Origin of the sequence: Streptomyces sp. NPDC001568 (genome assembly GCF_042893755.1) — a bacterium.
Lineage (GTDB): Bacteria > Actinomycetota > Actinomycetes > Streptomycetales > Streptomycetaceae > Streptomyces.
The window spans coordinates 88,792-101,937 of record NZ_JBIAVF010000020.1; the positions used below are offsets into that span (position 1 = coordinate 88,792).

A 13,146-nucleotide genomic window follows, 5' to 3' on the forward strand; every position below is an offset into this window, starting at 1 on the left:
GTGGGCGAGCGGAGCGGAAACCACTCGCGTGAGTGCACGCGGGTTCTGCCGTGTGACGCCGTCATACCAATCAGGACTTCCGCCTGCACGCGCTTCCGTGAGGGCTGCGCCGGAAGGGTGGCTCGCGTCCAGGCCGGGCAGGGCGTAGGGCCGTACCCGGTGTCGGGGTGGGGGTAGGGGTGCAGCCGGTCGCGGTCTCGCGCCGTGCTACCTGCCCCGTGCCCAGATCACCACTCCAGAGCGGTGATCTGGAGGATGTACACGCGCTCGCGACGGACGACGACCTGGTAGGTGATCATTCCGCCGGGAATCGTGAGTGTGCCACCTTTGGGGTCGAGGCCTTGGTGGTCGCGTGCGTGGAGATAGGAGACTTCGCACATGCGGAGCAGCTCGTCCGCCTTCTTCTCCACTTCCCGCAAGAACGGGGCCGGTGCTGTCCGGGCGGTCGCCTCGGCGCTGAAGGCGTACTCCCACTTCCAACTCAACCGCGCACCGCCTGCTGGGCTTCATCAAGGACGGCGCTGATCTCGGCGAGCGCCTTGTTCACGGCGTCTTCGTCATCGTGCTCGTGCTTGTCGTACGAGGTCAGTACAGCCTGCGCGTGCTGGTGGCGCGTGCGCAGGTCCACACGCCGGGCGATCTCGATGTTCTGAGCCCAGACCAGCAGCCACGCCTGGATCGGGGCGAGCGACTTGTGGTCGATGGCCTGGGAGAAGGCTTCGTCCATCGTCCGCTGCATCTCGTCCAGTCGGGACGGATCAACTCTGGCCAGGGCAGCACGCAAGGCGCCTGCCGTGCGTTCCGGCCGGGGGATCAGATCGTCCGCGGTGTGGTGCTGGGGTGCCGGTGCCACGGGTGCTCCTTCCGTCTGGAGTCCGAACCTACCGACAATCCCGTGATCATTTCTCACCCTTGTGCCCGCGCACCGCTGAGCCGGACCGTTGTCTCCTCAGGCAGCCGGCGGACGGGGAGTCGGTGCGCCGCGGCGACCCCTTACGGTCACCATCCGGCTGGACTCTCCATCGAGTCACCGACGGTTGAAGCTCAGACCTCGTCCCGGGTCGGCCGCGGGTAGCCGATCTCGGAGATGTCCTCGGCCAGGTCTGCGAGGGTAACCTCCGCGTTCAGCGATGACACGAGCTTCTGGCTCAGCGGTCGCAAGGCATACACGTCGCGCACCGCTTCCAGGTCCACGGGAACCTCGTAGTAGTCCTCGGCGAAGCGCTGGAACGCCTCCGGCGAGCGGTCGACCAGGAGCCCGAACAGGCCCGTTGCCCCGTCGGGGTCGGACCACCCGGCGGGAAAGTCGATCACGCCGTGCCGCCACCGATCGTCCGTCGTCTCCCGCCACAGGCAGGCAGTCACCACGGGGACGTCGTCCTCGTCGGTGAACGCCGGCTCTTCCACGAAGGGCTTGAACACCTCCGGAACCTCGTCGATCACTCCCGGCCAGGGCTCGCCATCGTTGCCGTACGGGCTCATCGGTGCTTCGTGGTCGAAGCCACGGACATGAACCCCGGCCGCCGAGAACACGACCGAGTACTCGTTCCCCGACCCGTTGCGCATCGACGCCATCTCCTCGCCGTCGCCCCAGCCGGCATTGAAGGAGTGGTACCGGCCTTCCCAGTTCGGGCTCAGGATCGCATCGAGCATCGCCAGTGAGCGGCAGAGGTTGCGCAGGTCAGCGATGGAAGGGAGCCGGCGAGCTACGTCATGGACAGTCATGCGCTCATCAAACCGGATGCCCCTGACACCCAGAACCTCGCCCGAGGCTGTCACGCTCAGTGGCAGCGCCGGGTCCGGGTGGGCAACTCGCGACGGTTGCATACGCGCGCCCACCCGTATCAGCCCCCGTGGTGGTGCAGGGGCGGCGACAGCCGTCGGCCGCCCCTGCACCGAACTCGGCTGGACCTGACCCGGAAGGAGCGGCCGCTTCCTCGGCAGCCGCTTCCTCCGTGGGTCAGCCGGTGATCGAGAAGAAGATCGAGCCGTCCTCGGCCCACCACCAGGCGCCTTCGCCCTCGTTCCACTCCGAGGCCCAGCTGTCGAGGGCCCCGATGAGTTCCCCGAGGTCGTACCGGAGATCGGCGTCGACCTGGTCCAGTACCGCGCGGTAGGCCTCCACCGCGGGGCCTGCCTTCGCGAGGGGCCAGCAGCCGATCTCCGGTGAGCCCTCCGGGGGATGGGGTATGTGGAACCCGATCTCCGAGGGCGGGCCGCTGAAGACGTACTGGTAGGGCAGCAGGTCGGCCGGGACGCCCACCGAGCTGAGGGCATCGTCCAGGGCGGAGAAGTAGGTGACGGGGCTCCGGTAGCTCGCCAGGGTCGCGCTGTCGCTCGCGTTGTGGTCGATGATGATCTGGAGGGCCGCGTAATAGGCGCAGCCGGCGTAATCGGCAGAGGAGTCGGTCCGGCCGGAGACCAGCTCCTCCAAGGCGTCCGGGACCGACAACCCCCAGTCCACGCCCTGGTGGTCGAGGCCGTCCTGACGTGCCTTCGCCCTGACGCGCATGTTGTCCAGGCGCCGCGATTCGTCGGCGCTCAGCTCCAGTGCCGGTACGAAGCGCACGATCTCACCGCGGTTCGCCATGCTGTAGTTCACTACCTTGCTCATGGGTTCATGCTGCCAAGGGGCACTGACAGCCCGGTGCCCGGGCCCGGTCCGAACCCGGAGGCCGCGGGCGTAGGCTCTCGAGGATGCGGATAGGCGAGCTTGCCAAGCGCACGGGCGCGAGTGCGCGCTCACTGCGGTACTACGAAGACCAGGGACTGCTGACCAGTTCACGCTCCGACGCGGGGCAGCGTCACTATTCCGATGCCGCGGTCCAGCGCGTCTCGCTCATCCGGCAGTTGTTCGACGCGGGGATGTCCAGCCGGGTGATCGCGACTGTGCTGCCGTGTGTGGACATCCCGGATGACCTGGACGTCGCCGAGGAGACGTTCACGGCGATGATGCGCGAGCGCGACCGGATCGACGCCGACATCGCGCACCTGATCGAGACCCGGGATGCACTCGACGCGCTGATCAGGGTCAACAGCCGGCACCGGGCGGAGCTGTCCACGGCCCCGGAACCGGCGGCGCAGTCGACCTGATGCTGTGACCTGCGTCTCAGCCGGTTGCCCCTGACACCAATGTCAGCGGTGAGGATGGCGACAGCGCCCGGAATCACCGGGTTGGCCATACGAGAGGCGGCGGAAGATGGGACAGGCATGGGGTTTCGGCAGGCATGGCGGGCCCGGGGTACAGGAGTTCTTCGATCGTCCCGATCCCGTACCCGGTCGCGGCGAGGTGCTGATCCGGGTCGAAGTCGCCGGCGTGAATCCCCTCGACCACCTTCTGCGTTCAGGTCTCGTCGACGGGCTCGACGGCGGGCGTCCGTTTCCCCGCGTGCTGGGTATGGAGGCAGCCGGAACCGTTCTCGCCCTGGGCGAGGACGTCAACGGGCTCGAGGTGGGCGACGCGGTCTTCGGCTTCGCCCTGACCGGTGGCGGCACCTACGCCGAGACGACGGTGCTGTCCGCCCCGAACACCGCGCGCATCCCGGCGGGTCTGTCCGCGACCGTGGCGGCAACGCTGCCGGTGGCCGGGACGACCGCGGTGGACGTGCTCGACCAGCTCGGACTCCCGGCCGGCGCCACGGTCCTGGTCAACGGGGTCGGGGGCGGGGTCGGCCTCGCCGTCGCCCGGCTCGCCCTCGGCCGCGAGCTGCGCGTGATCGGCACCGGGAGTACTGCCAAACGCGAGCACGCCGAGGGCATCGGGGTGCGGTTCATCGACTACACCGCCGAGGACGTCGCCGGCGCGGCACGCGAGCTGGTTCCGGGCGGCTTCGACGGGATCGTCGACCTGGTCGGAGGCGCCTCGCTGCGGACGGTCGCTCCACTGGCCCGGGATCCCCGCAACGTCATCGCTGTGGGGGATGCGTCCGTGTCCGATCTCGGTGGGCGTTTCGTCGAGCGTCGCGTCGACCGCGAGAACCTGGAGCGGTCGGCCCGGCTGGCTCTCGACGGAGTCCTCGCACCCGTGATCACCGCGGTCCATCCGCTCTCCGAAGCCCCGGCCGCCCTCGCCGCCGTCGAGAACGGTCACGCCTCGGGCAAGGTCGTCATCCAGGTGGCATGAGAAGGACCCCGGTCCCGGAGGGGCCGGTGCGTACTCGGAAGACAGCGGCGGCCCGTGACGATCAGCCGGTTCGGCCGAGGATCCCATCACCTGGGGCCGACTCCCCGGGGCCGACACCCCGGGGTGACCGATCAGCTGTGTATCGCTCTCCTGGGATCGGCCGGAGCCATGTCCCGTGCGACCTCGCCTGCTACGCGACCGAAGAGTTCCATCGCCCGGTTGCCTCCGTCGGACCGCCACATGAGGCCGTATCCGAGGGGCTTGTCTCCCTCCACCGGGACGTAGGAGATACCGGGACGGCCGTGGTAGAGGGCGACGTGGGCCCCTGACAGCAGGGCTCCCTTGCCGCCGGCGACGAGTGTCAGAGCCTCCTGGAAGTTGGTGACGGACGACCCCCGCGCGATCGGCCTGCCGCTGGGTGTGCGCGTCGGCAGTTGATGCTCCAGCCAGTACTCCGGGATGTCTCCCGCGATCGTCAGCAACGGCACACGGGCCAGGTCCTCAAGCGTCACCGTGTCCCGTTCGGCCAGGGGATGCCCGGCCGCGACAGCCAGCACCCTGTCCTCGGTGAGGAGCGTGGGGCCGCGGGTCAGGTCGTCCTCGCGCACGGGGAAGTCCGTCAACTGGAGGTCGAAATCGCCTTTTCGCAGCATTCCGTACGGATCGGAGAGCGGCACCTCGCACACCTCGACGGCGAGTTCGGGATGGGTGATGCGCAGTTTCTCGATCGTCTTCATCACCATCTCGCCGGCCAAGGGCGTGGAGAAGCCGACGTGCAGGACTCCTTCGATGCCGCGTGCCGAGGCCACGGCGCGATCCAGGGCGTTCTTGATGCCGCGGTAGTGCGGTTCGAGGTCGTCGTGGAGGCGGCTGCCCAGGCTGGTGAGGGTCACACGTCGGCTCGTGCGCGTGAACAAGGGCGCTCCGACACGGCGCTCCAGCTTCTGGGTGAGCTGACTCACCCGTGCGCGGGAGAGATGCAGGCGGGTGGCGGTACGGCCGAAGTGAAGTTCTTCGGCGAGTACGAGAAAGCATTCGAGCTCGTTCTGCTCCACGTCATCTCCGGGATCGCATGGGACATCGATCGGTAAGCCTGGCTTTCCGAACGTTGCGATCATCGCTGTTGTTCCCCTCCGAGGCGTGGCGAAAGCTTGAGGCACCACCAACACCCACCACTCCGGATGGAGTTCATCGTCATGACTGCCTTGAGTACTTCGAGCGGGCTGAGTGCACGCAAGTGGGGCATCCTGCTCGTGCTGTGCGGCGCGATATTCCTCGAAGGCATCGATGTCGCCATGCTCAATGTGGCGCTGCCGTCGATCCGCGCCGACCTGGGACTGTCCACTGGCGAGCTGCAGTGGGTCATGAGTGCTTACGTACTCGGTTACGGCGGCTTCATGCTCCTCGGCGGGCGGGCGGCCGACCTGTTCGGACGCCGTCAGATGTTCGTCTTCTGGCTCACCGTCTTCCTGCTCTTCTCCGGGCTCGGCGGATTCGCCACCGAGGGATGGATGCTGATCGTCGCGCGCTTCATCACGGGCGTCGCCGCAGCCTTCATGACCCCGGCGGGTCTGTCCATCATCACCACGGGCTTCGCCGAGGGCCCCGAGCGGAACAAGGCCCTTCTCATCTACTCGGGCACCGCCGCGGGAGGCTTCACGATCGGCCTGGTCGCCGGTGGGCTGCTCACCGCCATCGGCTGGCGATGGGTCTTCTTCGCCCCGGTCGTGCTCTCCTTCGTCATCCTCGTCGCGGCCCTCACGTTCGTCCCCAAGTCGGCACGCCCGGACCGATCCGGTCAGCACGTCGACGCCGCCGGCGCGCTCACCGTCACCGCTGCCCTCGTGCTGATCGTGCTGGGCGTCGAGCGTGCGGCCCACGCAGGGATCACTGCCAGCGCCGGAACGTTGCTGGCCGGGCTGGCATTCTTCGTGGCCTTCCTCGTCATCGAACGGCGCTCCGCCGAGCCCCTGGTGCGCATGGGCATCTTCCGCAACGGCTCCCTGGTGCGGGCGAACCTTTCGGCGATGCTGTTCGCCGCCGGGTTCTTCGGCTTCCAGTTCCTGGTCGTGCTGTATCTCCAGGAACTGCGCGACTGGTCGACGCTGCAGACGAGCTTCGCGATGCTGGTCATCGGGGTCGACGCGGTTCTCTCGCCGACCCTCACGCCACGGCTGGTCAACCGCTTCGGCACCGCCAAGGTGATCTTCGTAGGACTCCTGCTCGCGGTGCTCTCCTACGGCCTGTTCCTCCCGCTGGGTGCGGACTGGAGCTACGCGGCGATGTTCCCGAGCCTGATCGTCCTCGGCCTCGCGTTCTCCCTGGCGTACGGCCCGCTCACCATCGTGGCCACGGAAGGGATCGCGGAGGAGGAGCAGGGACTCGCGGGCGGCCTTCTCTACACCGCCTTCCAGTTCGGTGCCGCCCTCGGGCTCTCCGCGGTCACCGCCGTCAGCGTGGCCGCCACGCACGCCGAGACCCCCGGCGCACTGCTGGACGGTTACCGGGCCGGCCTGCTCGTCCCGTTCGTTGCAGCGGTCGTCGCCGCTGTCATCAGCGCCTTCGGCCTGCGCACCCGACGCGGCGGCGAACCGTCCGCCGTGGTGGCAGCTGCCGCTGAGCGCATCAACGTACCCGTCTCCCGCTGATTCTCGAAGGGGCAGGCTCATGACCGACACCGTCAGCGAGTTCTCCGAGATCCAGGACTCCTTCCTCGACTAAGCAGCGGCGGCGGGGTGCTCGGTCCTTCCGTGTCGGGCTTCCCGGGCGACGCCCCGTTACGCGGATGCCCGCACGGTCGCGGCGTAGACCTCGATCGCCGACCGCGGCGCGCGCCCGAGCAGCGCCCGCAGTTCGCCCCGGGGGAGCGAGGTCCCGTCCAGGAATCCGCCGGCGATCGCCGAGTACGTCCCGACCAGCATCGGCACCTGGAACGAATGGCTCACCGAGCCCGCGAGAGCCTCGCGCGCCTTGGCGAGCGAGGAGGGTTCGTACGAGCCGCCGACCGCGGCCGCCAGCTCGGCACCCCCGAGAGGCACCTCGCCGACCAGCTCGTACACCTTGCCGGCGTGTGCCGCGGGATCCGTGGAGACCCGGGCCGCCGCCTCCGCCAGGTCCGCGCGGGCCGCTGCGGCGAGGCGGCCCACGCCCAGCGGCGCGGCGATCGTCAGGTCCGGGCCCGGCGCCGCGATGGCGGCGAGGAACTCCGCGTACAGGCCGTTGCGAAGAATCGTCCAGCCGACGGAGGACCCGCGCAGCCGGCGCTCGGTCCAGCGATGGGCGAGTGCGTACGCCAGATGATCGCCGTCCCCGCTGAGGCTGGTGTAGACGATGTGCCGCACACCCGCCTTCTCCGCTGCCGAGACGGCCGCTTCGTGGCGGCGGATGACGATGTCGTCCTCACCCTCGCCCGCCGAGATCAGCAGGAGGGTGCCGATCCCGGAAAAGTCGAGCGACGCCGGGTCGTCGAAATCGACATGCCGTTCACCCTCCGCGGGTCTGCGGGTTCCGAGCACCACGTCGTCCCGGCCCGCGAGGTGCCCTGCGATCAACTTGCCGAGTCCGCCGGAAGCGCCGGTGATCAGCAGCATGGGATGGTTCCCCCTCATGTCGTGGTTGATTCCGATGACTGAAACCATGATCACCAGTGGCGGACGACCGCATAAGGAGGCACTTTCATGTCAGCAGGGCACACAGCGGTAACCACCGCCCCGGGGATGGATCACTCGCCCGAACTCGTGATCAGCTGCGACACCCCGCAGGACGAGTGCGGGGTCCGGGACGTCCTGGACCGGCTCGGCGACAAGTGGTCCGTTTACGTCATGGTCGAACTCACCGCGGGTGTCCGACGCTTCAAAGAGCTTCAGCGCTTGATCCCCGGTGACATCTCGCAACGGATGCTCACTCTCACCGTGCGCCGCCTGGAGCGCGACGGCCTCGTCAAGCGCACCGTCCACCCGACCGTTCCGCCGCAGGTCGAGTACGAGCTGACCGACATGGGCCGCGACCTGAGCCACCTCATCAAGGCCATCGCCGACTGGTCCATCGACCATCGCGCACCCATTGCCGATGCCCGGGCCGCCTTCGACGCGAGGATCGGGGCCCGATAGCGGATGCGTGCGCCGGGCTGATCCCCGGTCATCGGCTCACCGGGACACGGCGGCTGAGTAGTGCGGCGTAAGGAGGCGCAGTCGCCTGCTGATGGCTTCTGCCCCGGGACGGCGACCTTGGACGTGGACGCTCCGAGCACGTGCTCTTCTAGTCGGCGTTGCTTCTGTTGACCCCGAGCAAGGCCGGGTAGTACCGCCGGATCGAACCTTGCGGTGCGGTCTCGACGTACACATTCACTTCGGAGCGTTCCATCAGCGATCTTGTTCGTGGGTCGCTGCGCTCGGCTGTGTAGACGTTGTCGGCGTCGGCCGTCCGATTTCCTCGCCATGCTTCCCACTCGCTCCATAGGCTGTCCGAGTCCCGCCTGGCCTCCTTGGAGGTGAGGGGACAGACGTCGGTGCTGCCCCAGGCGTACTCGCGCTTCCCGTCTTCGTCGCCGGTGCCCTCACGCTGCGAGACGGCAGATTGACGAGCGCCCGTGCGCGTCATCCATTGGTACACGGTCGTGGCCCTGGGACGTACGTCGGCCAGAGGGGAACCAAGGGTGATCGTGAACCGACCCTTCTCGCTGTTGCGGTTCACCTCGAATGGCGGTTTGAAGGCTCGGCTGCATGACGTCACCGCGTATACGAGCGTCGCACCGCTGCGGTCGGTGATGACCTCGACCCGGTAGTCCTCGCGTGGCCGGAACACGTGCTTGGTCAGTCCGGAGTTGTCCTCGCCGGGCGTATACACGAACTCGGGCATCGGAACCCGGTACGAGGCATGGCCAAGAATCTGGGTGAAGCGCTCAAGGGTGTGTCCGCCGCGGAGAGACCGCAGCTTGCTGTACTCGGCCGGCCGCCAGTCCGTGGTCGACTTCCTCACCACGCCCACGGCTGTGACGAGTGTGCTGACGGCCGTGACGACGCTGGACACGAAAAGCACGACGACGACAACGAGGTTCCGTCGGGTCAGGGCGTGTACCCGGCCGGCAAGGCCCTCACGGGGCTCATCTGTATCACCCATGCCGTGACCGTAGAGGTGCACCTACCCACCCGCATGTCGGCGTCGTCGACCGACGTCCAGTGGACCAGGCCCGAAACGTTGTTGCCGGATGGGATTCCGAAGCCGGTCGGGCGGTGGCGTGATCACAGGCCGGTGGTCGGCGCGATCCCCCGTTTCAGGGCCCCGAGGGGACAACGAATGCGGAGCCGGCGCGGGACGCGCAGCATGGAGGCATGGTTGTCATCTCGCGGCCGGGGAGACGTCCGAAGGGCTCCGCGCCCAGCCATCGACCGGGATCCCCGTCGCATGGCTCCCTTCGGGTGCGGACCAGGAGGGCTCTGGAATCCGTCGAGGCCCAGACCGAGGCCGCTGCCGCGTTCACCTCGCATCTGCAACGGGTCGCAGGGATCATGCCGCCGTGCCGCCCACGTCCCCAGCACGCCTGGAGCCTCGTATGTGCCGCCCCGTACCGTCCTGGCTGCCCCGAATGTCCTGCGCGGCTTTCGCAGGCCTCCTGACGGCTGCTCTCGCCACCGTGCCGGCCGGCCCCGCCCATGCCTACACCGGTGACAACCACGAGGAGATCACCCGGGCCGCACTGCCCTGGCAGCCCGTCACATTGACCGAGATGGCCGACGCCCGCGACGGGGCGATCAACGCCAACGACCGCCCGCCGTACTTCGATGTGGGCCCCCTGCACTGCGACAACGCCGACTACCTCGCCCCCCGCCACGCCTCCGGCCATCCCCGGACCCGGGACGAGGCCACCACAGAGCTCCTCGCGTGCATCCGTACCTCCGTCGCCCGCTTCCGCAACGCGGTCGAGGCCGCCGGCGGCCTCGTCGACGCCGACGGCAAGGTGCGCGCCGACCAGAGCGACCTGTCCTCGCACTGCACGTGGGACGAGAGGCCCCAACGGGCCAAGTGCGCCGTCCTCGAACAGCTCGGTCGCGGGTGGCACCAGATCGAGGACTTCTACTCGCATTCCAACTGGAGCGATCGGGCCGCGAGCGGCCCGATCGGCCTCGACAACCCGCCCGGCCTGGAGCGGACGGGCACGGCGCCGTTCCTCGACATCCGCCGTTACAGCGCCATGAACGACGCCGACTGGACCCTGGAGGCCCGTGGGCGCATCCCCGCGGAGCTCGCCACAGGCTGCTACCCCGACTTCGATTCCACCGGCGTCAAACCCGCCGACTGCGACGGCCGCGTCTCGCACAACCGAGCCCTGAACAAGGACACCCGCGCATCCACCCGCTCCGCGGGCGACAACTTCCGGCGAGCGACGGCCGGGGCCACCGCCGAGATCACCCGCCAGTGGAACGACTTCAAGGCCGAGCTGCTCGCGAAGTACCCCGATCACCGGCGCGGCGCACAGATGGTCTGCGCCCTCGTCCACGATGACCCCGCCGGAGCCTGCCCCTGACAGCGGGTGCCCCTGGCGTAGGTGGAGAGGCGGTCGGCGGTCGGGCTGAAGGGGCAGCCCTGACGTCAAAGTTCGAGAATGCGTTGCTTCTGGGAATCGAACTCGGCCTGCGTCAGTAGACCTTGCTCCTTGAGCTGACCGAGGTCCTTCAGCTGGTCGATCTTGGTGTCCATGGACGCTGTGGGCGCGGGTGCGGGTGCCGGTGGGGGCGCGCTGGAGGCCGGCTGGGGCGGAGCCGCAGCAATCTGCTCGTCGTTCCGTTGTGCCCACCGGCCGGACTGGCGGCGCGACACCCGGTTCGAGACGGCGGTGGCGGTACCGGAGATGACTGCGGTGCGGGCGATCCCGCGGAGTAGACCGGGCATGGCAGGTGTGTCCTTGTCGTGGGGCGGGCGTCGGCCGCTAGGGGGTGGGGGTGGAACCCGCCTCGACGGCCTCCAGAGTCGCCAGCAGGTCCTCGGTCGGGATCCGTCCGTTGGCGACCATGCGGGCTCCGCTGCGGCGCAGGGCCGCTGCCAGCGGCGCCGCCCAGACGTTCTCGTACACGAGGACGCCCGCAGAGTTGCCGGGTTCGAGGACGGCGGCGGCTTCCCGGAAGTCGTCCTCGCTGAGCAGGCCCGAGGAGGCGCCCTCGAAGACCGCGAGGTCGAACTGACCGTCACCGTCCAAGTCGGCGATCTCCAGCGCAGTGACCGAGCCGTCCACGTCCTTGCGGACGAACGACAGGTCGAGGATGCGGATGACGTGCCGGTCGACGAGATCGAGCAGCAGCGGCAGACCTTCTCCGGTCATGCGATTACCGGGAAACTCCAGAATCAGGTAATCGACCGGCCCCATCTCGGAGAATGCGTCGACGCTCATACCGACTCCTCGCCCGGTAGTCCGCTGGCGATGCGTGACGGCCGCACGCCGCCGAAGCGCGCACCACCACCTTCCATTCCAGCATGGACCGTTTTTGAGACCGGCGCAGACTCGGCAGAGCTTGAGGTCGCAGTCTCGCGAGCGGCCGGTCGTTCAGCGGGGCAGGATGCGCAGTACTGCCTCGTGGTCGCCGCTGAGCCGCAGGCCTTGCTGTACGGCGGCGCTCAGATCGAGTTCGCCGAGCAGGGTCGCGGCCAGCAGGTGCGGCGGTCCGGTCAGGGACGCGGTGGGGTGGTCGACCCGGCCGGCGTGGGTGTGCACCGAGCCGTCCTTGACTTCGATGACCAGGTCTTCGTTGCCGTCGGCGTGCAGTTGCAGGGCGATTGCCGGCTGGTCGGGGCGGTGGTCGGTCAGTGCCCGGGCGGGCATGTCCAGCCAGTGGGTGCGGAAGGTGTCGCTGCCGGCCGGCTCACGCAACAGCGGAATTCCCCATCGGCTCAGTTCCTGCAGCACCGGCTCCAGCGTGCGGCCACGCTCGGTGAGGGAGAACAGGGTGGTGGCCACCGGCGGCGGGGCGGCCTCGCGGTGGATCAGGCCGGCTTCCTCGAGTTCGCGGAGCCGGTCGACCAGCAGGTTGCTGGCGATCCCGGGCAGCCCGTTGCGCAGGTCGGTGTGCCGGCATGGACCCAGGGCGAGCAGTTCGCGGACGATCAGCAGGGTCCATCGGTCGCCGACGGTGTCCAGTGCTTTCGCGATGCCGCAGTACTGCCCGTAGGTGCGCATGCCACCACCCTACCTTGTGACGTTGAGATTCAAAACTCTCTTGTTGACTTTCTCAACAAGGTCGGTCTAGCGTCGCTGCCCATGACCACCACCCTTTCCGTACGTCGGCTGGCCTGGGCCGGCGTCGAGATCCGTCTCGGCGACACCCGCCTGCTGATCGACCCGCTCGAGAACGTCGCTCCGCTGGCGCCGGTGATGGGGCCGCCGCACCGGCCGGTCGACCCGGTCGATACCCCGCCCGGCACCCACGCCCTCATCACCCACCTGCACCCCGACCACTACGACCACGACCTGATCGCCCGGATCGCGGCCACCGGCACGATCGGCTGTCACACCCCGAGCGCGGCCGGGCTGCGCGAGGCGGGCATCACCCCCGTTGCCCAGGACCTGGGCCGGTCACGGCGCATCGGAAAGCTGACCGTCACCCCGGTGACCTCGCTGGACTGGCGCGGCAACGACTGTGACCAGGTCGCCTGGGTCGTCGAAGGCGCCGGCCGGCGGGTCATCCACTGCGGCGACACCCAGTGGCACGGCAGCTGGTGGCAGATCGCCCGCGACCACGGCCCGTTCGACGTCGCGTTCGTCCCGGTCAACGGCGTCATCGCCCACTTCGAGGGCTACGCGGCCAACGTCCCGGCGACCATGACCCCCGAGCAGGGCGTCGAGGCCGCCGTCGCACTCGGCGCCGGCACCGTCTGCGCCATGCACTACGGCCTGTTCCACAACCCGCCGTTCTACACCGAACAACCCGACATCGAGCAGCGCTTTCAGCACGCCGCCGACGAGCGGGGCATCACCGCGGCCATCGTCGCCGACGGCCAGCCCGTCCTCTGACCATCAGAAACAAGGAGCAACA

The 13,146-nt window shown here is 68.7% G+C and carries 16 protein-coding genes; 6 read left to right on the forward strand and 10 right to left on the reverse strand.

The genetic code is table 11. The features are described 5' to 3' along the window. Positions 1-227: 227 nt before the first annotated feature. The 4 genes from ACFY0I_RS31525 to ACFY0I_RS31540 all read right to left on the reverse strand — a co-directional run bounded on the left by ACFY0I_RS31525 (position 228) and on the right by ACFY0I_RS31540 (position 2,614). Positions 228-485: a hypothetical protein gene (locus tag ACFY0I_RS31525; protein WP_388902126.1), complete on the reverse strand. Its 258-nt coding sequence runs from the start codon at positions 483-485 to the stop codon at positions 228-230. Further along, positions 482-853, reverse strand: a complete 372-nt coding sequence (locus ACFY0I_RS31530; RefSeq protein WP_388902128.1) for a hypothetical protein — start codon at positions 851-853, stop codon at positions 482-484. Before ACFY0I_RS31530 ends, ACFY0I_RS31525 begins: the two co-directional genes overlap by 4 nt. Positions 854-1,044: 191 nt before the next feature. After that, complete coding sequence (locus tag ACFY0I_RS31535; protein WP_388902320.1) at positions 1,045-1,725, reverse strand: hypothetical protein; 681 nt, start codon at positions 1,723-1,725, stop codon at positions 1,045-1,047. A 235-nt stretch (positions 1,726-1,960) separates the two neighbouring features. Next, the gene (locus ACFY0I_RS31540; protein WP_388902130.1) at positions 1,961-2,614 is read right to left on the reverse strand and encodes a hypothetical protein; all 654 of its coding nucleotides are present in this window, start codon (positions 2,612-2,614) and stop codon (positions 1,961-1,963) included. A gap of 83 nt (positions 2,615-2,697) precedes the next feature. Between ACFY0I_RS31540 and ACFY0I_RS31545 the strand changes: the two genes are divergently transcribed. Beyond that, positions 2,698-3,093, forward strand: coding sequence for a MerR family transcriptional regulator (locus ACFY0I_RS31545; RefSeq protein ID WP_388902132.1), 396 nt, complete (start codon positions 2,698-2,700; stop codon positions 3,091-3,093). A 106-nt stretch (positions 3,094-3,199) separates the two neighbouring features. Continuing rightward, positions 3,200-4,123, forward strand: a complete 924-nt coding sequence (locus ACFY0I_RS31550; RefSeq protein WP_388902134.1) for an NADP-dependent oxidoreductase — start codon at positions 3,200-3,202, stop codon at positions 4,121-4,123. Positions 4,124-4,254: 131 nt separating this feature from the next. On the opposite strand, the gene ACFY0I_RS31555 is transcribed toward ACFY0I_RS31550, so the two are convergent. Then, the gene (locus tag ACFY0I_RS31555; RefSeq protein WP_388902136.1) at positions 4,255-5,241 is read right to left on the reverse strand and encodes a LysR family transcriptional regulator; all 987 of its coding nucleotides are present in this window, start codon (positions 5,239-5,241) and stop codon (positions 4,255-4,257) included. Positions 5,242-5,319: 78 nt separating this feature from the next. On the opposite strand from ACFY0I_RS31555, the gene ACFY0I_RS31560 reads away from it, so the two are divergent. After that, positions 5,320-6,771, forward strand: coding sequence for an MFS transporter (locus tag ACFY0I_RS31560; protein WP_388902138.1), 1,452 nt, complete (start codon positions 5,320-5,322; stop codon positions 6,769-6,771). 129 nt (positions 6,772-6,900) lie between these two features. Here ACFY0I_RS31560 and ACFY0I_RS31565 read toward each other — a convergent pair whose 3' ends face one another. Further along, positions 6,901-7,713 (reverse strand): NAD(P)H-binding protein, encoded by an 813-nt coding sequence (locus tag ACFY0I_RS31565; protein WP_388902140.1) that lies wholly within the window; start codon positions 7,711-7,713, stop codon positions 6,901-6,903. Positions 7,714-7,800: 87 nt separating this feature from the next. Between ACFY0I_RS31565 and ACFY0I_RS31570 the strand changes: the two genes are divergently transcribed. Then, positions 7,801-8,232 (forward strand): winged helix-turn-helix transcriptional regulator, encoded by a 432-nt coding sequence (locus ACFY0I_RS31570; protein ID WP_388902142.1) that lies wholly within the window; start codon positions 7,801-7,803, stop codon positions 8,230-8,232. Positions 8,233-8,380: 148 nt separating this feature from the next. On the opposite strand, the gene ACFY0I_RS31575 is transcribed toward ACFY0I_RS31570, so the two are convergent. Then, positions 8,381-9,241 carry a hypothetical protein gene (locus ACFY0I_RS31575; protein ID WP_388902144.1) on the reverse strand — a complete coding sequence of 287 codons (861 nt, stop codon included), beginning with the start codon at positions 9,239-9,241 and terminating at the stop codon, positions 8,381-8,383. A 433-nt stretch (positions 9,242-9,674) separates the two neighbouring features. Between ACFY0I_RS31575 and ACFY0I_RS31580 the strand changes: the two genes are divergently transcribed. Continuing rightward, positions 9,675-10,646: a hypothetical protein gene (locus ACFY0I_RS31580; protein WP_388902146.1), complete on the forward strand. Its 972-nt coding sequence runs from the start codon at positions 9,675-9,677 to the stop codon at positions 10,644-10,646. Positions 10,647-10,711: 65 nt separating this feature from the next. On the opposite strand, the gene ACFY0I_RS31585 is transcribed toward ACFY0I_RS31580, so the two are convergent. From ACFY0I_RS31585 to ACFY0I_RS31595, 3 genes are all read right to left on the reverse strand, one after another. After that, a complete protein-coding gene (locus tag ACFY0I_RS31585; protein ID WP_388902148.1) occupies positions 10,712-11,011 on the reverse strand; it encodes an SHOCT domain-containing protein in 300 nt (99 codons plus the stop codon). 37 nt (positions 11,012-11,048) lie between these two features. Next, positions 11,049-11,507 (reverse strand): DUF6325 family protein, encoded by a 459-nt coding sequence (locus tag ACFY0I_RS31590; protein ID WP_388902150.1) that lies wholly within the window; start codon positions 11,505-11,507, stop codon positions 11,049-11,051. 153 nt (positions 11,508-11,660) lie between these two features. Continuing rightward, positions 11,661-12,290, reverse strand: coding sequence for a winged helix-turn-helix transcriptional regulator (locus ACFY0I_RS31595; RefSeq protein WP_388902152.1), 630 nt, complete (start codon positions 12,288-12,290; stop codon positions 11,661-11,663). An 81-nt stretch (positions 12,291-12,371) separates the two neighbouring features. On the opposite strand from ACFY0I_RS31595, the gene ACFY0I_RS31600 reads away from it, so the two are divergent. Next, positions 12,372-13,124: an MBL fold metallo-hydrolase gene (locus ACFY0I_RS31600; RefSeq protein WP_388902154.1), complete on the forward strand. Its 753-nt coding sequence runs from the start codon at positions 12,372-12,374 to the stop codon at positions 13,122-13,124. Positions 13,125-13,146 lie beyond the last annotated feature (22 nt).